Genomic DNA, 19,616 nt, shown 5'->3' with positions numbered 1-19,616 from the left:
GAACGCCTCGTGAGTGCGTGGTCGCCGTGGTACTGGCAGCTGTTAGTTCTCTTGCTGGCCCATGCGCCCGATGGTGCCCGTCAGCGACACCGAGGCGGCAAGGGTGTTTGAAATTGTGCCGTACTTGATGACATTGACATGCAGCAGTTCGAGGCGACGATCCGGTTCGTCGGTATCGATCGAGAGTTCGTAATCGATCGAAACGAGCTTGGGCGGGGCATCCTGGCGCACGGCGTGCAGCCTCACCTTCGCGGACCGGAACTGAAATTTCAGCATCGGTGCGGCGCGCTCGACGCCCTTGAGCATGCAGGCGGCAAGCGCCGCCAGTAGCAGCTCCACGGGGTTGAACGCATCCGTGCGCCCGGCAAGCGTGGTGTCGAGTTCGACGCTGGCCCCATGCGAAACGGCCGTGCTGCCGTCACCGGCCGGACGAGTGGCGTCGATCCTGTATTCAAGCATGTTTCACCTCTCCTGATTGCTCTTAGGCCGAGGTGGAGGTGGTGGGCTTGACCAGGATCAACCGCGTCGGCCAGCGACGTCGGCATGGGTAGGGCGCCCCCACAAAAAAAAGCGGACCGTCCGCTCAGAACTCCTCGTGCGTGCGTGGGTCGCCGTCGAACAGGCGGCCGGCCGAGCGCGACAGCCGGCCGATCGAGGCCATGTCCTCGGCATCGAGCTCAAAGCCAGAGATGTCGAGGTTTTCGGCGCGGCGGGCGGCGTTGGCGGATTTCGGGATGGGCATGACGCCGAGCTGGGTGTGCCAGCGGAGGACGACCTGAGCCGGGGTGCGGCCGTGCTTCTTGGCGATATCGGTGATGCCGGGTTCGGCGAGGAGCGCGGTGCCCTTGCCGATCGGAGTCCAGGCCTGGGTGAGGATGCCACGCTCTTTGTCGGCGGCGCGCTGCTCGGGCTGGTTGAAATAGGGATGGAGCTCGATCTGGTTGACGCTCGGGGTGACGCCGGTCTTGGCGATCAGCTGGTCGAGATGCTCGGGCAGGAAGTTCGAGACGCCGAGGGAGCGGACGAGGCCGCGTTCGCGGGCTTCGATCATGCCTTCCCAGGCTTCGACGAAGAGCTGCTGGCTCGGGTTGGGCCAGTGGATCAGGTAAAGATCGAGATAATCGAGGCCGGAGCGCAAGAGCGACTCCTCGATGGCCCAAGTGACGTTCGGCTTCTTATGGTGCCGGCCCGGGAGCTTCGAGGCGACGCGGATCTGTTCGCGCGGGATGCCGGACATGCGGACGGCTTTGCCGGTGGCGCCTTCGTTCTCGTAGTTCACGGCGGAATCGAGCAGGCGATAGCCCTGGCGCAGGGCGTCGGCCATCGCTTCGGCGCCGGGGATGCCGCGCAGCGCGTAAGTGCCGAGGCCGATGGCGGGGAGCGTGGTGCCGTCGTTGAGGGTATGGTCGGGAAGATTGGGCATGCGGGTTTCCTTGTTGGGCTGCCCGATGCGGGCTTGTTGGTGATCACAGTGAGATCGCGGCCCCCTCCACCAGCTTCGCTGGTCCACCTCCCCCGCCCCGCGAGGGAGGATAAGAGCGGGGACGCCGGTTCTACGTCGCCTTGCCTACGGCGGTGGCAGCCATGTCCTCGGCGTTTTCGGGGAGGTCGTCGAAGCTCGAGTAGTTCATGGTGTAGAGGCGCGAGTAGAGGCCCTGCTTTTCCATGAGTTGGTCGTGGTTGCCCGATTCCAGTAGTTCGCCGTTCTGTAAGACGATGATGCGGTCGGCGCCGCGGATAGTGGCGAGGCGGTGGGCGATGACAAGGCCGGTGCGGCCTTCGAGGAGTTTTCGCAACGCCTTCTGGATCAGCATCTCGGTATAGCTGTCGATGTTCGCCGTGGCCTCGTCGAGGACGAGTATCTTGGCATCGGCCACCAACGCGCGGGCGAAGCTGATCAGCTGGCGCTGGCCGAGGGACAGGTTGCCGCCGCGCTGCTCGAGCTTGGTATCGTAGCCATTGGCGAGCGACACGATGAAATCGTGCGCGCCCACGGCCTTGGCCGCGTCGATCACCTGCTCGCGGGTGGCGGATTCCTTGTTGTAGCGGATGTTCTCGATGACGGTGCCGGTGAAGAGGAACGGCTCCTGCAGCACCATGGCGACCTGCTCGCCCAGTGAATCCTGCGTGACATCGCGCACGTCGTGGCCGCCGACCGTCACCGAGCCGTCCCACACGTCGTAGAAGCGGTGGACCAGCGACATGCAGCTCGATTTGCCCGAGCCGGTGGGGCCGACAATGGCGACGGTTTCGCCCGGGTTGACGCGGAAGCTGACGTTCTTCAGCACCGGCTGGTTCTTGCGGTAACCGAAGGTGACGTCCTTGAACTCGACCGAGCCATCCATGTCGCGGGTCAGCGGGAAGGCATCGGGCTTGTCCTCGATGCTGACGGGGACATCGAGCACTTCGGTGATGCGCTGGCCGGACGACATGGCGCGCTGGAACACCGAGTACTGCATGGTGAGCGAGCGGATCGGATCGAAGAAGCGCTGGATGTAGAACAGGAACGCCACCATGACGCCGACGTCGAGCTCGCGTCCTAGCACCATCTGGCCACCGACGACGATGACGGTCGCCATCGAGATGCCGGTGAGCGTGTCGACGATCGGCACCATGACCTGGGCGAACTTGGCGGCGCGCAGATGGGCCCGAAGGTTGGCGCGGGCCTTTTCCTCGTAGAGGTCGAAGTTGACCTGCTGCCGATCGAGGCTCTGCACGGTGCGCACGCCGTTGATGCCTTCAGCCAGCGCACCGTTGGCTGAGGAATTGGTGTGGTGCGCGGCCATGAAGCTGACCTTGGCCGGCGGCAGCCAGAACAGGCGCACGATGAAAAGGATCGGCATCGTGGCCATGGTGATGGCCCCTAGCATCGGATCGAGCCAGAGCAGCACCCCGACGATACCGAACAGCAGCACGATGTCGCCGACCGACAGCACCGAAGTCTCGAGGAACTCCTGCATGGAGTTCACATCGCCCATCAGGCGGGACATGAGACGGCCGACTTCGGTCTTGTCCATCCAGCTGAGCGACACGCGCTGCAGGTGCGCGAACATGGCGCGGCGCATGTCGAACAGCACGTTCTCGGCCGCCTTGCCGACCACCGTCTCCTGAATCCAGGAGGCGACGAAGTTGATGAGGATCAGCCCGGCGAACCCGACGATGCACCAGAGCAGGACGGCGCGCCCGCCGCCGCCCTGCGCCATGCCGTTGTCGATGGCGTAACGGATGACCAGCGGGAAAGCGAGCGAGGTGAGGGTGAACACCAGGACGGCGGCCACCGACAGGTATATCTGGCTGCGATAGGGTTTCACGAAAGCCCAGATGCGACGCACGATCCTGGGGTCGTAGACCTTGCCGAAAACCTCTTCCTCGCGATCGAGGCTCGAGCCGACGACGGCGCGCGGCGGGCGGCGATTGCGATCCTCGCTGTCGTGTTCGGTGTTGAGCGTTGCCTCGGTCATTCGGCGGCCTCCAGCTGGTCGTCGCCAGGCTTCACCTGGAGGTCGTAAAGCGCCCGGTAGCGGCCGCCGAGCGCCAGCAGTTCCTCATGCGTGCCGCGCTCGACGATCTTGCCTTCGTCGATGAAGAGGATCTGGTCGGCATGCATGAGCGAGGAGAGCCGGTGCGAGATGATGAGGGTGACGCGGTCCTTGGCGAAGCGCTTCATCGCCGTGCGGATGCGCTGCTCGGTGCCGGCATCGACGGCGGCGGTCGAGTCATCGAACACCATCACCGCCGGTCGCAGCATCAGCGACCGCGCGATGTTGAGGCGCTGGCGCTGGCCGCCCGAGAGCGACACGCCGCGTTCGCCCACGATGGTCTCGTACCCGGTGGGGAGGCCGATGATGTAGTTGTGCAGCTGCGCGAACTCGGAGGCCCGGGCAATGCGCGCTTCCTTGGCCCACGGGTCGCCATAGGCGATGTTGTTCTCGATATTGGTGGTGAAGAGGAAACTGTCCTGCTGCACCACGGCCACGGCCTGGCGGAGGCTGGCGAGCGTCAGCGCCCGGACGTCCTGCCCGTCGATGGTCACGCGCCCGCCCGTCACGTCATAAAAGCGCGGGATCAGGTGGGCGATGGTCGACTTGCCTGAGCCGGGCTTGCCGACGATGCCGATCGTCTCACCGCGCTTGCCCTCGAACGACACGCCGGACAGCACCGGGCGGAACGGTGCGCTCGGGTAGGCGAAATCGACATTCTCGAACTTCAGGACGCCATCGCCGAGCTTTAGCGGCTTGGCGCCAGGCTCGTCCTTGATCTCGATATCGAGATCGAGGAAGGCAAAGAGGCGGTTACCGCAGGTGGAGGCGCGGGCGAAGGAATTGACCAAGAGGCCAAGCTGGCGCACCGGCATCTGCAGGATCGTCATGAAAGTGAGGAAAGCCGCCAGCGTGCCGACGGTCATCTCGCCCGAGATGACGCGCTCGCCGCCGTACCAGAGAACGAGCCCCATGGAGACGAAGAAGCTGATGTTCATCAGCGAGGTCGAGTTGACGCGGATGTTGACGCGCTCATGGGCCATCTCGAGCGCCGCATCGGAGGCTTCGTTGTACTTCTTCATCTCATGGTCGGCGCCGGCGAAGGCCCGGACCACGCGGATGCCGCCGAGGTTCTCTTCCATGACGCGGCTGAGATCCTGCAGCCGCTCCTGCAAAGTGAGCCAGGTGGCGCGCAGCCTGAGCTGGGTGAACGACGAGTTCACCCCGACGAAGGGCGCGAAGCTCAGCGCCAGGAGGCCGAGAATCCAGTCGGTCGAGATCAGCATGTACGCGCCGACGCCGATCAGCGTGCCGAGCAGGATCACACGCAGCAGGCCCGTGGCAAAGAACATGCGCACGCCCTCGAGATCGAGCATGCCCACGGTGATGAGGTCGCCGGTATGAACCTTGTCGTGATAGGAAAAGCTGAGGCGCTGGATCTTCTCGTAGACCGCGAGGCGCAGCTCATAGGCCGTGTGGTGACCGACCGCCTCGCCGAAATAGTTCATCGACATCGTGAACAGGCCGCGAAGCACCGATACCGCGAGGAGGATCAAGGCGATCGTCCACAGCGCATCCGCGGCGCCGACGCCGCCATCGAGCACGCCCTCGGCGCGGTCGACGGCCTGGCCCAGAAGGATGGGCGTCCACAGCTGGAGCGCCGACGCGATGAAGCAGGAGAGGATGGTGATGACCACCTGCCAGGGGTGGCGCCAGGTCAGCACCATGATGCGCCACAGGGTGGTGAGCCCCTTGCCCTGCTGTGCCGCTATGACATGTGACATGGCATCGCCAGGCGAATAGGCGCCGCGGGGAGCACTCGAGCTCAATTTGTGGGTCCAGACATATCAATTGGGCCTGCCCTCGCCATTACTGGCGTGCAGACTCGGCCCTAAAGAACCAGAGGAATAATCATCTATTCGCGCTGATTTGCGTTCGGTTCAAGGCAGATATGCCGGCGCAGGGGTCGCCTTTCGTCGTACCATACCAGACTTACGTCATCTTGTTGCAGGAATGCAACCGCACCATCGCGACCGCGTTGCGAATAGGCACCGCGAGGACCTGATGGCTGGAGACGAACCCAGAGATAATGTTGAGGACGAGGCCTTCCTGGAGGCCGTCCGCAAGACTGCGTATTTCCTTTGGGAACAGGACGGCCGGCCCGATGGCCGCCACGACGAATACTACCTCCGGGCGCTGGACCAGCATCGCCGCGAACGGCGGTTCGACGAGTGGTTGAAGGATGGGCCGGAGGGGTGAGGTTGGTGATCCTCCCCCTCTTCGCAGGGGAGGATGAAGAGGACTACTGCCCAGCCTGGGCGCGCTGTGCGGTGATCCGGGTCCACGCGCTGTGGAGCATCATTCCCCCCATCACCCCCACCCCGCCGCCGAGCAGCTTGGCGGCGAGGTCGATTATCCGGCCGTGGCGGCCGCTGATCACCAGTTGCAGGGCTTCGAGGCCTACCGCCGCTCCGAGCACCAGGGCCAGCACAAGCCAGATGTGGCGCGGATAGGCGAGCGCGAAGGCAAGGCCTACAGCGGCGAAGGCGAAGAGCCGTTCGTAGTTGGGAGACAGGCCGCTGTTGGGCCTAAGCCCGATCGGCGAAAGGGTGACGAAGGCGATGGCGGCAAGCAGCGACCAGGCGAGGATACGGAGGAGGCGGAGGGACAAGGATGGGAACTCGGTCAGACGGCGTTTCGGCGGGTCTTGGCCGAGAAAACGGTCAGAACGATGATCCAGCAATCGAGGAAGATCGACCAGTTGTCGATATAGTAAAGATCGTGGCTGGTGCGGCCCTCGATCTGCTCGAAGGTCGAGGTTTCGCCGCGATAGCCGTTGACCTGGGCCCAGCCGGTGATACCCGGCTTGATGCGCTGGCGATGAGCGTAGCTGGCGAGCTGTTCGCCCAGCTCGTCATCGTGAATGAGGGCGTGCGGACGCGGGCCGACAAGGCTCATCTCGCCGCGGATGACGTTGATCAGCTGCGGCAGCTCGTCGATCGAAGTGCGACGGATGAAGGCGCCGATCCTCGTGATGCGGCTGTCGCTGGTGCCACGCACCTGCGTCATCTTCCGGCCGCTCTCGGTGACGCGCATCGAGCGGAACTTCCAGATGTGGAAGGTCTCGCCGTTGAAGCCGCGCCGCTCCTGGCGGAAGAACACCGGGCCCGGCGTTTCGAGCTTGATCAGCAGGCCGACGACCGCGAACAGCGGCGACAGCAGCACGAGGCCGATGGCGGCACCGACGAGATCGAACACGCGCTTGAGCAGCACGGCGCCGTCGCTCATCGGCTTGCGCAGGAAGCGCACGGCGTTGTTCGGCCCGATCGGCACGACATCGAGGAACTTGAAGCTGATATTGTCGGTGGCGGGCACGCAGACGACGTTGATGGCGTAGCGCTTGAGTTCGTTGGCGATACGCTCGAGCGCGTCGATGTCGCCGATATCGCCGACGATGACGATGAACTCGGCCCCCTTGCCCACCCATTCCTGGGCGAATTCGATGATAGCGGGGCGATCGACGCGGCCATCGCCATCGAGGAGATCGTCAACATAGAGCGTGCCGGAAAGCCGGTAGCCGGCCTTCCACAGGTTGCCGTTGAGGAGGAAGCGCACGGTGTCGCCGCGCGAGCCGACCACCGCCACTTTCTGGAACTGGAGCTGGCCGGCCCGGATGCGCAGGGTCACCAGCGCATAGGCCGCGCCACGCGCAAACAGCAGGACCGGAAGCCCGGCGAAATAGCCTGTTATCAGCGAGACGCGCGACAGGTCGCCGGCCACGCCGAGGAGGAACGCGACGAACAGGCCGATAGCAAACGCCGCCGTCCAGCCGAGGAGGCTCTCGGTCAGGATCAGATGGGTCTGGCGCTCGCGCTCGAGGAAGCGGCCGGCCGAGAAGGCCGAGAAGCTGCCATAGAGCAGGCCGATGAAACCGGCATAGGCGGCGTAGAGCGCGAACGGAATTTCCGTGGGATCGAGGTGCATCACGAGGAAGTGGTAGACGAGCGCCGGAGCGAGCATCAGAAGCGCTGCCAGCAGCCCCTCGCCCAGCGCGAAGGCGGCACAGAGCACGATATGATTGGCCACCACGCGCCGCGACTGCCGCCGCTCGATACCGGTGAAGATGACTTCGTCCTGCGACACTGCGACTGGCTCTCGATAAGCGGTGGGCGGCGTACCTTTGTAGGCACAAGTCGTTACCCGCAACCTTCGCTTAGCACGTCCCCCATCGGCTCCGAAGCGGCTGGTTAAGCTGGGGTTAACGGCCCCTCTGGCAGCGGCCTCAATCCGCCAGCAGCGCTTCGTATCTGTCCCCGATCCGCTCGATGGCAAAGTCGGCGGCGCGGGATCTGAGCGTGGCGGCGGCCGGTGGATGGTCCAGCGCCTGCTCCATCGCCTGCCCCAATCCCTCGGCGTCGCCGACGGCGACGAGCGGGCCGTAGGTGCCGCCGGCAAGGATCTCGCGCGGGCCGTGCGGCGCATCGGTTGATACGACCGGCACACCTGCGGCCATCGCTTCGATCAGCACGTTGCCAAAGCCCTCGGTCAGCGAGGTCAGGGCGAAGAGGTCGGCGACGGCGTAGCAGGCGGCCGGGTCGTTGACGTAACCGGCGAACAGAACGCGCGAAGCGATTCCGAGCGCTTCGCTTTCCGCCCGCAACGCACCAAGCAGCGGCCCCTCGCCAAAGATCACGAGCCGCGCCGGACGGCGCGCCAGCAGCTCGGCAAAGGCGCGCAGCAGCGTCTTGTGATCCTTGACCGGAACGAGCCGGCCAGCGGTGACGATGACCGGACCATCACCCATCGCCTCGATGTCGGCCTGCCAAGGGTAGTGTCCCGCCGGATGGGTGATGGCGGGAGGCAGCGGGTTGTGGATGACAACCGCCTTTCTCGCCGGAATGCCGCGCGCCACGATGTCGCCTTTCACGCCCTCGGACACGGCTATCGCGCGCGTGGCGCGGGCACCGACGACGCCGGCCAGGAGGACCGCAAGGCGCGAACCCGTGCCGTCCGAACCGATGGCGGCAGCGGCATGAAAGCTTGGGAAGAACAGCGCCGGGCTGAGCCCCAGATTAAGGGCGAGCGCCGTGACGAGGTTGGCGAACTCGGGACCGCTGAACACGGCGTCAGGGCGGAGCCGGGCGTAGATGGAGGCGCTGCGGATCAAGCCACGGATCGTGGCAGGCTTGCCGAAACCTTCGCCGCGGATCGGTATCCCCAGGTCGATCAGCTTGACCGCCTCGTCGCGCAGGGCGGCGTTGGGTCCCTCGGCGTTCCAGGTGAACAGCGTGACGTCGTGGCCGCGCCGCGCCATCTCGTTGGCCATGAGCACGAAGACCCGCTCTGCGCCGCCGCCCCGCATCGAGGGGACGTGGAAGATGAGACGCTTGCCCATCCCGGTCTGATCAGGCGATGGCGGCAGCGACGCGGCGCGGCGGGTGGCGCAGGTCGCGCAGCACGCCGACGATCACCGCGAAGCCCAATCCGGCGAGGAGGCCGCCGATGGCGCCGAGCCCGAGCATCACCACCGTGCGCGGCGGCCACGACCGGGCTGGCGGCGGCACGGCGGTCGAGATGACGCGCACATTGGTCGTATCGAGCTGCTCGCGCTCGGTGACCTGCCGGGCCCGCGACAGGAAGGACTCGTAGATTGCCGCCTTGGAGGTCGCATCGCGCTCGAGTTCGCGCAGCGTCACCATGGCCGCATTGTCGGAAAAGATCGACGAACGCATGGCGTCGGCCTTGGCCGTGAGGCCCGCGAGGTTGGCATTGGCCTCATCGAGACTGACCTTGGCGGCGGAGGCGACACGGCCAACTTCGGTGGCGATCTGCGCGTTGACCGCGGCGAGTTCGGTGTTCAGCTTGACGATCGAGGGGTGGCGCGCGCCGTAGACGGTCGACTGCGCGTCGAGCTGCTGGCGCAGGCTCCCCGCCGCGGCGCGGAGCGAAGCGATAGTCGAAGAGGCCTGCGTGTCGGCAGTGGTGGCGTTGGGGCCGGCGGAAACCAGCTCGTTGTAGCTCGTCTGCAGGGCGATGACGCGCGCCTGCGCTTCGACTACCTGCTGGTTGAGCTGGGTCATGATCTGCGTCGACACCAGTTCGCCGGATACGGCGGCGAGATTGTTCTCGCGCTTGTAGGTCTCGACGGCTTCCTCGGCGGTCTTGACCTCGGCCTTGAGCTCGTCGAGACGGTTGTTGAGGGCAGTCGCGGTGCGCCCTGCCCCATCGGCTTCCGCGGTCGCCAGTTCGGCCTTGAACGCATCGACCATGGCATCGGAAATGCGGATGGCCTTGTCGGTATTCTCCGACGAGACGAAGAGGCTCGCGACGAACGAAGTCTCGTCGGCGCGGGTGCTCACCTTCTTGGAAAGACTTGCGAGGGCAGCGAGGCGCGGGTCGGACTCGGTGGCATCGGCGCCGCCACCCGGCAGCAGCGAGCTCAGCGAGAAACCGCTCGGCTCGGGATCGTAGAATTCCTTGTCCTTGGTCAGCTCGAGTGCATCGACGACGCGCAGCAGCACATTGCCCGAGGTCAGGACGCGCAGCTTGCTGCCGGCATTGAGCACGGCGCTATCGGTCTGGCCCGGCTGCTGGAAGAGATCGTCCGTCACCACCTGGAGGTTCGCGGGGTCGATCAGGATGTCGGTCGACACTGTGTAGCGCGGCGGGCTGAACACCGCATAGGCACCACCGGCAATGGCGCCGAGCACGGCGAGGCCAAGAGCGAACCACAGGCCCTGCCGGAGCCAGGTGAAGAGGCGCCCGAAATCGAGTTCGAGGAAATCCCCGATCCTGCCCAGCGTGACGGTCTCGACAGGGACTGCAGGGGCCGGTTCGGCCGACGCTACCGAGGCATCATTTGCCGGCACATTGGTCCGCATCCCCAGCCGCGCGAAGGCGCGCGCACCCGAAACGGTGTTGACCGGATGCGAGCTGTCGGTGAGGCTGGTCATGGATGTTAAGAACTCGTTACCTAAAACTGGCCTAGTGTCGGGGCGTTATAGTACCAGCGCCCTCCGGATGCTTCGGGAATGGGCTTTCTTGGTAAATCCCTCGCCACAAGCCACCCGCGAAAGGGCTTGCCCTCGTGAGCTACTCCGCCGCCGGACCTGAACGTCGGGAAGCGGGCGAGGACCGGCGGCACAATGCCATCTCGGTGGTGCTGACCCTCGCGGTGATCACCGCCTTCGTCATCCGCGTCTTCGTCAACGACGAGATGATGAACAGTGTCTGGCAGTACACGACCGAATACGGCGCGTTCTACGAGAAGATCCATCTCGGCACCTATCTCACGCTGCTGCTCGTCCCCGTCGTCCTGTTCAACCGGCCCTTCTATCTCGAGGGCGACGACATCGGGCGGTTCAAGGACCTGCTGCGGTTCAGCCTCCTGATCCTGCTGCTCATCGCCGTGCTGATCCTGCTTGGCCCCATGAGTGCGGGCGGGCTGTTTATCGACACCTATCTCGTCGCCGGGGCAGCGGGCCTCCTGATGCTGGCGCTGGCGCGCGACGGCCGGCGCGTCATCGGCGATACGATCCTGGTGTTCAGCCTGCTGAGCGCCATGGTCGGCATCATGGAATTTGCGACGCGAAGCCGGTTCCTGCCGAGCCAGCTTGTTGAGCTGACCTTCCGCCCCAACGGCCTCGCCGGCCACCCCCTCAACCTCGGCATGATCTCCGCCGCCTCGCTCGCCTTCGTAGCCCTGACCACCTGGAAGCCCTGGGTGAAGGTGCTCGCCATGGTCATCTTCCTCGTCGGCACTGCCGCATCGGGCGCCCGCTTCGCGCTGGTGCTGGCGGTGCTCGAAGTGCTGGCGCTCATCCTGTTCGTCCCGTGGGGCATGGAGCGCCGGAACGAGCGCAAGGCCAAGCTTGGCGTGCTCCTACTGGCGCTGGTCGGCGGCACCGGACTGTTCGCGGTGCTCGCGGCGGGCGGCGCGCTGGAGCGCTTCCAGGGCGGCATCGTCGACCAGAACTTCTTTGCCCGCACCGATATCTATTCGATCTTCTCGATGGTCGGCTGGCAGGACATCGTCTTCGGCGCCGACATGGACGCGATCATGAAGATCGTGAACGAGAAGCTGAACTTGCCCTTCATCGAGAGCTCGCCGGTCTACTTCACCTTCCTGCTCGGCGCACCGCTGGCCGCCGCTGTCTTCGTGCTGCTGTTCTGGCTCTACTGGCGGCTGCTGCGCCACGTGCCGCGACCGGCCTGGATCGGCGTCGCGGTGTTCCTGATCGCTGCACTCTCCAACAATACGCTGTCGTCGAAGACGCCGGTGATCGCGCTGTTCGTGATCCTGATCCTCGCCTACGCCCCGAGGCGAGGCGCGACACCTTCCGCCCGAGCGGTCTGAGGCTCCTTTGCCGCCACGACGGACTTGACCCGTCGCGCGCCAGGACCACGGCTGGCGCTGTCGATCGCCTCGAGCCGGCCAGCGCGGGTGAGCGTGTGTACGGCATGGCCGGGCCACGCCTCGCCTTCGCCGATCGGCGTGACGGGACCGAAGCGAACTTCGTCGTCGTTCAGCACCAGCAGCGCGGCGAGGCCGAGGCCGCCGCCATAGCTCGCCGACCCGTCCTGGAACGGCAGCAGCAGCTTGCCGTCCCGCTCGATGAAGCGGCCACCAGGCCGGGCCGCGCTGTGATCGATGCGAATGGGGTTCAGCCGGTGCGGCGCCCACGGACCGGTGATGGCAGGGGCCGACCAGGCGACCATGGTGTCCGATGCACTCCCCCGGCCAACCTGCTCGGTGCCGATAAGCCACAGCCGGCCATCGTGTTCGAGGAGGGTCATGTCGTTGAGCCGGCGACCGCTGACCAGCACCGCCGCACGCTCCCATTTGTGGGGAAAGGCGACAGCTCGGTACAGCACCAGCTCGCGGGCGGCGCTTGCTTCGGGGATCAGGTAGATCTCGTCGTCGCGCGCGAAGACCTGCGGATAAGAAAGATGGTGCGGCTCCGCGATCACCGGCACCGGCGTGCCGAAGCGGCCGTCCGGCCCAAGTTCGGCGACCGAGATGATCCCCTTGCCCTGGGCGTAGGGATACTCCTCGACGAACAGGTAGGGTTTCGCCTCGTGCTCGAAGGCAAAGGGATCGGCGTAAAACCGCGCGCCGTCATCCTTGAGTTCGATGAAGGCAGCGCCGCCGATCTGTCCCGTCTCGGCAATTCCGGGACCGTCGATGAAGCGGTAGGCCGTGCGCCAGTAGAACGGACGGCGTCGGGTCAGCTTGCGCCAGGTCCGGCGCCCGAGCGCGAACACCAGATGCCGCGCATAGCGTGAACCGAGCTCGCCGGCCTTGATGCCGCAATCGGGCTGCGGCTCGGCGATGGGCACGAGCAGGCCGGCGGCAAAGCGCTGGACGCACATTTCGATAAACGTGGCGACACCCGCCAGCATGCCGGAGGCGGCGCGGCCGAGCCAGACGCGATCGTCCAGCATCGGGCGGGCTATGGCCACTGCCTTGCGGTCCAGCCGGGCAACCAGCTGCGTGTCTGCTCCGCCGCCGAGCATGACGCTCAGCCCGGCAGTGAGATCGGGCTGGCCATTGAAATCGATAGTCAGATGCGGCGTGCTGCCCGCTTCGGCCCCGCCAACCAGATCGAGAACCAGATCGGGTTCGCCGGCAACGAGCTCGACCGGGGCGATGTCGCGGCGGGCGAGGGATTCCGCCGAGCGCCGGCCCTCGAGCCGGAGAATGGCATCAAGGGCACGGGTGTCGGCGTTCGCACGATGGTAGCGCACGGCGATCGCATAACCCGCGCGCATCAACCGTCGTAGTAGTTCTGATTGCCAGCTCCGCCAGTCATCTGGATTGCAGATGATTAAAATTGTAATCAAGTTGCAGACCACCCCTCAACGTCCAGTGGTGTTGGATATTGAGGAACGCGGATACCCACAACGACTGAATGTAGTCTGGGTAAATGCCCGTTCGGAATTAATCATATCTTAAGTGTCCGGGCGACACCCGTCGATTTTGGGCTAGAAAGTAACACAGGACGCGCCTGCGAAGCGCGAGACACTTGCGGTGTTTGCGACATGAACTTCGTCTCCCCCATTCCTCGGCCGAACCGGCAGAGGTTGCTGATCGTTTTCGGCACGCGCCCGGAGGCACTGAAGTGCTTCCCGGTGGCGCAGGCGGCGCTTCGCAGCCCGCATTTTGACACCCAAATCTGCGTAACCGCCCAGCATCGTGAGATGGTGGATCAGGTCATCGCACTGACCGGCATGCCGGTCGACTACGACCTCGACGTGATGTCGCCGGGCCAGAGCCTGTTCGACGTGACCGCCAAGGTGCTGAAAGGCATGGAGCGGGTACTTGATGAGGCCAAGCCCGATATCGTCATGGTGCAGGGCGACACGACCACGGCGATGACCGCCGCGCTCGCTGCCTTTTACAAGCGCATCCCCGTTGCCCATATCGAGGCTGGGCTTCGCAGCCACAATATCGACAGCCCCTTCCCCGAGGAGCTGAACCGGCTGATCGCCGGGAATATCGCCACCTGGCATTTCGCCCCGACCATCGAGGCCAAGCAGAACCTCGTCGCCGAGGGCAAGGATGCGGCGCGCATCTATGTCACCGGCAATACGGTGATCGACACGCTGCTGCACTTCTCGACGACGCTCGACGAGGACAAGTTGCTGAGCGCCGAACTGGGCGCCCGCTTCCCATTCCTCGATCAGAGCAAGAAGCTGATCCTCGTGACGGGCCACCGGCGCGAGAATTTCGATGGTGGGATCGATCGCATCTGTACTGCGCTCAAGGTGCTGGCGACGCGCGGCGACGTGCAAATCGTCTATCCCGTTCACCCGAACCCGAACGTGCGCAGCGTCGTCGAAGCGCAGCTCGGCGGCGTGCCGAACATCCACCTGATCGGACCGCAGGACTACCTGCCGTTCCTTTATCTGCAGAAGCGCAGCCACCTGGTGCTGACCGACAGCGGCGGCGTGCAGGAAGAGGCGCCCTCACTCGGCAAGCCCGTGCTCGTGATGCGCGAGAACACCGAGCGTCCCGAGGGCGTCGCCGCCGGCACCGCACGGCTGGTCGGCACCGATATTGAACAGATCACTTCCAACGCAATTCGTTTGCTGGACGACCCGGCCGCCTATCGCGGCATGGCCGAAACGCACAACCCATATGGCGACGGCCGGGCCAGCGCCCGTATCGTCGAGGAGCTCGCACGCCATGTCTGACCTGACCACCGTTTCCGTTATCGGCATGGGCTATATCGGCCTGCCCACCTGCGCCATGTTCGCAAGCAGGGGCATGGACGTGATCGGCATCGACGTGAACCCGGCGGTGGTCGAGAAGGTCAACCGCGGCGAGATCCACATCGTCGAACCCGATCTCGACGGCCTGATCCACAAGGTGGTGGCCAACGGTAATCTCCGCGCCTTCACTACGCCGCAGCCGGCCGATGCGTTCATCATCGCCGTGCCGACTCCGTTCGTTGCCAACCACAGGCCCGACGTCAGCTACGTGATGGCCGCCGCCCGGTCGATCGCGCCGGTGCTGAAGCGCGGCGACGTGGTGGTGCTGGAATCGACCTCGCCGGTCGGCACGACCCGCCAGATGACGGAAGAGCTGGCCCGCGTGCGCCCGGACCTCACCTTCCCGCTCGAAGCGGGCGAGGATGCCGACGTCATGGTGGCCTATAGCCCCGAGCGCGTGCTGCCGGGCAAGGTGCTGAGCGAGCTGATCAACAACCACCGTTCGATCGGCGGGCTGTCGAAGGCCTCGTCGGAACGCGCCGTGGCGCTCTATTCCAAGATCATCGTCGGCGACCTCTACATCACCACGGCCGAAAGCGCCGAGCTGGTGAAGCTGACCGAGAACGCCTTCCGCGACGTCAACATCGCTTTCGCCAACGAGCTGGCGACGGTGTGCCAGGAGCTATCGCTGAACGTTTGGGAAGTGATCGAGCTCGCCAACAAACACCCGCGCGTCAACATCCTGCAGCCGGGTCCGGGCGTCGGCGGTCACTGCATCGCGGTCGACCCCTATTTCATCATCGACGCGGTGCCCGAGCACACCCAGCTGATGCAGGCAGCGCGCCGGATCAACAACGCCCGCCCGCATACGGTGGTCGACGAGATCGTGTCGCTGCTCGAACCGGGCCGCCTGAATACGGTTGCGTGCCTCGGCCTCAGCTTCAAGCCCAACATCGACGACGTGCGCGAGAGCCCGGCTGTCGATGTGGTCAAGGCGCTGGCCGATGTCCCCAACATCCGGCTGATCGCGGCCGAGCCGCATATCGATGCGCTACCGCATGAGCTCGAGGGCAAGGGCATCATCTTTACCGATGCGCTGAGCGCTATCGATCGGGCGGAGATCGTGGTGCTGCTGGTCGACCATCGCCAGCTCGGCCTGATCGATCCCAAGGCACTGGAAGACAAGAAGCTGGTCGATACCCGCGGCCTGTGGACCTGGAAGAAGGCGCAGAAGCCCGACGCCCGCATCGAGGGCAAGAAGGCCCGCGAGGATCGCGAACGCGGCCATCCGCTGCGCCGCGCCTCCGATCGCCAGGCAGCCTGACCATGTCCGCCTGGTCCACCCACCTGCTGCTTACCGAGCGACGCCGGGAGTTTCTCGGCTCGCCCATGCATGTGTTGACCATGCCGGAGACGCTTGCCCTCGCCAACGAGGCGATGGTCGAGCGGAAGCCGCTGCACCACACGGTGATCAACGTCAGCAAGCTCGTGAACATGCGCAAGAACGCCGAGCTGATGGAAGACGTGGCGACCGCCGACGTGATCAATATCGATGGCGCCGGCGTCGTCTGGGGCGCGCGCCTGTTCGGGATCGACGTGCCGGAGCGCGTGGCCGGCGTCGACATCATGACCAACCTGTTCGAGCACTGCGCGCGGAACGGCTTCCGGCCGTACCTGCTGGGGGCCGAGCAATCCGTATTGGAGGCGGTCAGCGAGCGGCTGGCGAGGGAACATCCGCGGCTCGGGGTCGCCGGGATGCGCGATGGCTATTTCAAGCCCGAAGACGAGGCAGCAGTCATCGAGGCGATTAATGCCTCGGGCGCCGATTGCCTGTTCGTCGCCATGCCGACGCCGCGCAAGGAGCGCTTCCTCAAGAAGTATCGCGGCCGGCTGAAGCCGAACTTCGTCATGGGCGTCGGGGGCAGCTTCGATGTCTATGGCGGCAAGGTCGCGCGGGCCCCTGCGCTGGTGCAGAAGCTCGGGCTCGAGTGGCTGTTCCGCGTCGTGCAGGAGCCGGGGCGGCTGTGGCGCCGGTACTACGAGACCAACACGGCCTATGCCGGCCTGCTGTGGCGAGAATACTGGAACCGCCGACGCTCGGCGTGACGGACTCTGGGAGGAGGAGCAAGGGGCCCTGCGCGAGCGGGGCCTTTTGTTTTTTGGGTTACGCCATCCCGAGCTTGGATCGGACCTGGCCGATGATGGCGCGGGTCTCGGCCGGGTGCAGCAGGGACTGGAGGCCGAGGAAGACGAGGCCACCGGCTATGCTGCCGGCAGCGAGCTTGAACACCACCCACGCATCGCCCGTCAGCGCGGCTGCAACCCAGGCCGCGACGCCGGTGGCGACGGCCGTGCCGAGCGCAATGCCCAGCTCGCGATAGGGCAGCGGGATTGGCGTTAGCAGGCGACTGAGCAACATGCTGGCGAGGAGGCTCGCCAAGGCTCCGCCCAGCAGGGCCAGCGCGGCGCCGACCTCCGCCAGGTTCGGGATCAGAACGATCGACAGAACAATGGTCAGCGCCGAAGCCGGCAGCATGGCGACGATCAGCAGCCACGGCTTCTTGTGCGCGTGGAACATGTTCTCGAAGCCGAAGGACGAGAAGTTCGTGGCCAGCACGCCGAGAGCGATGATCGGGAACAGCTCGCCTACATGGGCATGATACTCGGCCGGCAGAAGCAGCACGCCGATCTCGTGGCTGAGCGCGATCAGCATGGCGACGATGGGGAAACACAGCCGCGCCATGAGGGCCATCTGGTGGCTGATGAACTCGGCCGCGGCGTGCTGGCCGTGGCTATCGAAGCGAGCCACCATTTCGGGGAAGGCGCCCATGTTGATAGCATTGGCAACGGTATCGATGGGCTGGCGCGCCAGCGCGTAAGTGGCGGCGAATACGGCGACCGCGCCGGCATCGTAGTAGAGCTTCAGCAGCACGCGTTCGGCATTGTTGATGCCGAAACCGACGACCGCCATGGCCATGAGCGGGATGCCGAGGGCAAAAAGCTCGCGATAGGTGAAGCGCGGTGGGCCCGCCACGACCCGGCCTGAAGCATACCAGAGGGCCACGACGCCGGCGCACAGGGTCGCGACGCTCGAGGCCAGCGACACCATGAGGAAGCTGTCATGGAAGATGGCGATCGCCGCGACCGGCAGGATCAGCTGCAAGATGGCGCGGAGGAATTCGAGCATCGAGTAGACGCTGTGCCGCTGCTGCATCTGCAACAGCGTCAGCCCGAAGCGGCTGACGGCGCCAACCGCCAGATAGACGCCGACCGCGATGGCGAAATCGACCCAGCGCTCGGGGACGATCAGGCCGGCAGCAACGGACGCAAGAACGAGGCCGGCAAGCGTGGTGACGAGAAGCACGCGGGCCGCCAGCATCACGCTGCCACGACTGATGTCGCCCTTGCCGCCCAACCGCAGCAGCGCAATCCGCAGCCAGTTGGTAACGGCGGAATCGGTGAGCTCGCCGACCGTGACGACGAGCGTGAGCAGGCCATACTCGGTGGTATCGATCAGCCGCGTGGCGATGACCAGCAGCAGGAGCGCCGACAGGCGCGTCAGCAGGATCGCCGGGGCATAGATAAGAGTGGAGCGCAGCAGCAAAGTGGATAGTCCGCGAGGCACTTGAGAGGCGTGCGTGGAGCCTTCCTTAGTCTTCGCGCGACCACGGCTCCAGCGCTATGCGCCGAGAGGGTAAATCGACGCAATTTTAGTAACCGAACGTTGCCGTAAACCTTTTCGGCAGGCTGTGCTTGGCCGCTTGGCCGAGCGCCGCTATGCGTCGTCTATGCTGCACAATCCCCAGTCGGCCAGAACGCTGAATGTCCTTGTCGCGACGCCCTCGGGCGGTGGCGGCCAAGGGGGTATCGACCGCATCATGACCTCGCTGCGCGACGAGCTCGAGCGGCAGGACAGCGGCGCGCTGCAGGCGACTTTCGCCGCAACGCGCGGGCCGGGACACGTCGCGCTCTCGCCGCTTTATCTCGGCGCGTTCCTGCTGCGCATGCTCGGTGGGCGGCTGGGCGGGCGCGTCGACCTCGTGCACATCAACCTCGCCAGCGAGGGCAGCACCTATCGGAAGCTCCAGATCGCGCGACTCGCGCGCTGGCTCGGCATCCCCTACGTCCTGCATCTGCACGGCGCCAACTATGCCGAGTTCTGGACGGGCGACGACAGCCACCTGAGCCGCTCCATCCGCGAGATGTTCGCGGGCGCGGCGCGGATCATCGTCCTCGGCCGGACATGGCGCGACCTGGTGATGCGCCGCGCCCCGGAGGCGGCGGACCGTATCGCCATCGTGCCCAATGCGACGCCACAACCCACCCTGCCGCATCGCGGTGGCGGTGACGTTCCGCACATCTTGTTCCTCGGCCGTATCGGCGATCGCAAGGGCACCCCGCAGCTGGGCGAAGCGCTCCATCGCATGCGCGACCTGCCCAACTGGCGCGCTACCATTGCCGGCGACGGCAACGTGGAGGCCGCACGGGCCAAGGCGATCGAGCTGGGGCTCGCCGATCGCGTCGACATTCCCGGCTGGGTCGGCCCCCAACAGGTCGCCGAGCTCATCGCATCCGCTGATGTGCTGGTGCTGCCCTCGTTCGCCGAGAACCTGCCGCTCTCGATCATCGAGGGCATGGCCTCGGGCCTCGCCATCGTCGCAACGCCCGTCGGCGCGGTGGGCGACATCATCTCGGACGGGAAAACCGGCCTGCTGGTCGAGCCCGGCGATGTCGACGGCCTGACAGAGGCGCTGACCCACACTGTCACCGATCCTGAGTTGCGCCGGCGGCTCGGCGCCGCGGCACAGGCTTTCCATCGCGAAAAACTCGACGTTGCCCCGTTCACGGCCGCCGTCGAACGCGTCTGGCTCGAGGCCGCGCGTTAACACTAAGGTAACCTTTCGGTACCCAGTCTCGCCGCCC

The 19,616-nt window shown here is 65.5% G+C and carries 16 protein-coding genes; 6 read left to right on the top strand and 10 right to left on the bottom strand.

All coding sequences use genetic code 11. The features are described 5' to 3' along the window. Window positions 1–42 precede the first annotated feature (42 nt). From ACOYW5_RS22020 to ACOYW5_RS22005, 4 genes are all read right to left on the bottom strand, one after another. Window positions 43–459: an OsmC family protein gene (locus ACOYW5_RS22020; RefSeq protein WP_423067019.1), complete on the bottom strand. Its 417-nt coding sequence runs from the start codon at window positions 457–459 to the stop codon at window positions 43–45. Between the two features lie 124 nt (window positions 460–583). After that, a complete protein-coding gene (locus ACOYW5_RS22015; protein ID WP_423067018.1) occupies window positions 584–1,423 on the bottom strand; it encodes an aldo/keto reductase in 840 nt (279 codons plus the stop codon). Between the two features lie 130 nt (window positions 1,424–1,553). Next, window positions 1,554–3,461: an ABC transporter ATP-binding protein gene (locus ACOYW5_RS22010; protein WP_423067017.1), complete on the bottom strand. Its 1,908-nt coding sequence runs from the start codon at window positions 3,459–3,461 to the stop codon at window positions 1,554–1,556. Continuing rightward, window positions 3,458–5,308: an ABC transporter ATP-binding protein gene (locus ACOYW5_RS22005; protein WP_423067016.1), complete on the bottom strand. Its 1,851-nt coding sequence runs from the start codon at window positions 5,306–5,308 to the stop codon at window positions 3,458–3,460. The genes ACOYW5_RS22010 and ACOYW5_RS22005 overlap by 4 nt, the downstream gene beginning before the upstream one ends. A gap of 235 nt (window positions 5,309–5,543) precedes the next feature. Here ACOYW5_RS22005 and ACOYW5_RS22000 point away from each other — a divergent pair, with 235 nt between their 5' ends. Beyond that, complete coding sequence (locus ACOYW5_RS22000) at window positions 5,544–5,738, top strand: DUF2934 domain-containing protein (protein WP_423067015.1); 195 nt, start codon at window positions 5,544–5,546, stop codon at window positions 5,736–5,738. A gap of 43 nt (window positions 5,739–5,781) precedes the next feature. Here the strand turns inward: ACOYW5_RS22000 and ACOYW5_RS21995 are convergent, their stop codons facing one another. The 4 genes from ACOYW5_RS21995 to ACOYW5_RS21980 all read right to left on the bottom strand — a co-directional run bounded on the left by ACOYW5_RS21995 (window position 5,782) and on the right by ACOYW5_RS21980 (window position 10,432). Next, a complete protein-coding gene (locus ACOYW5_RS21995) occupies window positions 5,782–6,150 on the bottom strand; it encodes a VanZ family protein (protein ID WP_423067014.1) in 369 nt (122 codons plus the stop codon). Between the two features lie 14 nt (window positions 6,151–6,164). Continuing rightward, a complete protein-coding gene (locus ACOYW5_RS21990; protein WP_423067013.1) occupies window positions 6,165–7,622 on the bottom strand; it encodes an exopolysaccharide biosynthesis polyprenyl glycosylphosphotransferase in 1,458 nt (485 codons plus the stop codon). A gap of 139 nt (window positions 7,623–7,761) precedes the next feature. After that, window positions 7,762–8,874 (bottom strand): glycosyltransferase, encoded by a 1,113-nt coding sequence (locus ACOYW5_RS21985; protein WP_423067012.1) that lies wholly within the window; start codon window positions 8,872–8,874, stop codon window positions 7,762–7,764. Window positions 8,875–8,884: 10 nt separating this feature from the next. Next, the gene (locus tag ACOYW5_RS21980; RefSeq protein WP_423067011.1) at window positions 8,885–10,432 is read right to left on the bottom strand and encodes a GumC family protein; all 1,548 of its coding nucleotides are present in this window, start codon (window positions 10,430–10,432) and stop codon (window positions 8,885–8,887) included. A 134-nt stretch (window positions 10,433–10,566) separates the two neighbouring features. On the opposite strand from ACOYW5_RS21980, the gene ACOYW5_RS21975 reads away from it, so the two are divergent. Beyond that, on the top strand, window positions 10,567–11,835 hold the full coding sequence (locus tag ACOYW5_RS21975; protein ID WP_423067010.1) for a VpsF family polysaccharide biosynthesis protein: 1,269 nt from the start codon (window positions 10,567–10,569) through the stop codon (window positions 11,833–11,835). Here the strand turns inward: ACOYW5_RS21975 and ACOYW5_RS21970 are convergent. Beyond that, window positions 11,790–13,250 carry a glucosamine inositolphosphorylceramide transferase family protein gene (locus ACOYW5_RS21970; protein WP_423067009.1) on the bottom strand — a complete coding sequence of 487 codons (1,461 nt, stop codon included), beginning with the start codon at window positions 13,248–13,250 and terminating at the stop codon, window positions 11,790–11,792. The two genes, ACOYW5_RS21975 and ACOYW5_RS21970, sit on opposite strands and share 46 nt — an antisense overlap. A gap of 270 nt (window positions 13,251–13,520) precedes the next feature. Here ACOYW5_RS21970 and wecB point away from each other — a divergent pair, with 270 nt between their 5' ends. Genes wecB through ACOYW5_RS21955 form a run of 3 tightly spaced genes read left to right on the top strand, consistent with a single transcriptional unit; the run spans window position 13,521 to window position 16,799 of the window. After that, window positions 13,521–14,675, top strand: coding sequence for a non-hydrolyzing UDP-N-acetylglucosamine 2-epimerase (wecB, locus tag ACOYW5_RS21965; RefSeq protein ID WP_423067008.1), 1,155 nt, complete (start codon window positions 13,521–13,523; stop codon window positions 14,673–14,675). Beyond that, entirely contained in the window at window positions 14,668–16,017 is a 1,350-nt protein-coding gene (gene wecC / locus ACOYW5_RS21960; RefSeq protein WP_423067007.1) for a UDP-N-acetyl-D-mannosamine dehydrogenase, read from the top strand. Before wecB ends, wecC begins: the two co-directional genes overlap by 8 nt. 2 nt (window positions 16,018–16,019) lie before the next feature. Further along, a complete protein-coding gene (locus ACOYW5_RS21955; protein WP_423067006.1) occupies window positions 16,020–16,799 on the top strand; it encodes a WecB/TagA/CpsF family glycosyltransferase in 780 nt (259 codons plus the stop codon). Window positions 16,800–16,857: 58 nt separating this feature from the next. Here ACOYW5_RS21955 and ACOYW5_RS21950 read toward each other — a convergent pair whose 3' ends face one another. After that, window positions 16,858–18,297: a lipopolysaccharide biosynthesis protein gene (locus ACOYW5_RS21950; RefSeq protein WP_423067005.1), complete on the bottom strand. Its 1,440-nt coding sequence runs from the start codon at window positions 18,295–18,297 to the stop codon at window positions 16,858–16,860. Between the two features lie 184 nt (window positions 18,298–18,481). Here ACOYW5_RS21950 and ACOYW5_RS21945 point away from each other — a divergent pair, with 184 nt between their 5' ends. Then, window positions 18,482–19,579: a glycosyltransferase family 4 protein gene (locus ACOYW5_RS21945; protein WP_423067004.1), complete on the top strand. Its 1,098-nt coding sequence runs from the start codon at window positions 18,482–18,484 to the stop codon at window positions 19,577–19,579. Window positions 19,580–19,616 lie beyond the last annotated feature (37 nt).

The sequence above is a fragment of the Devosia sp. CN2-171 genome, assembly GCF_049354815.1.
GTDB lineage: Bacteria > Pseudomonadota > Alphaproteobacteria > Rhizobiales > Devosiaceae > Devosia_A.
Note: the sequence above shows the minus strand (reverse complement) of the source record. Positions and strands in the feature narration are given on the sequence as shown.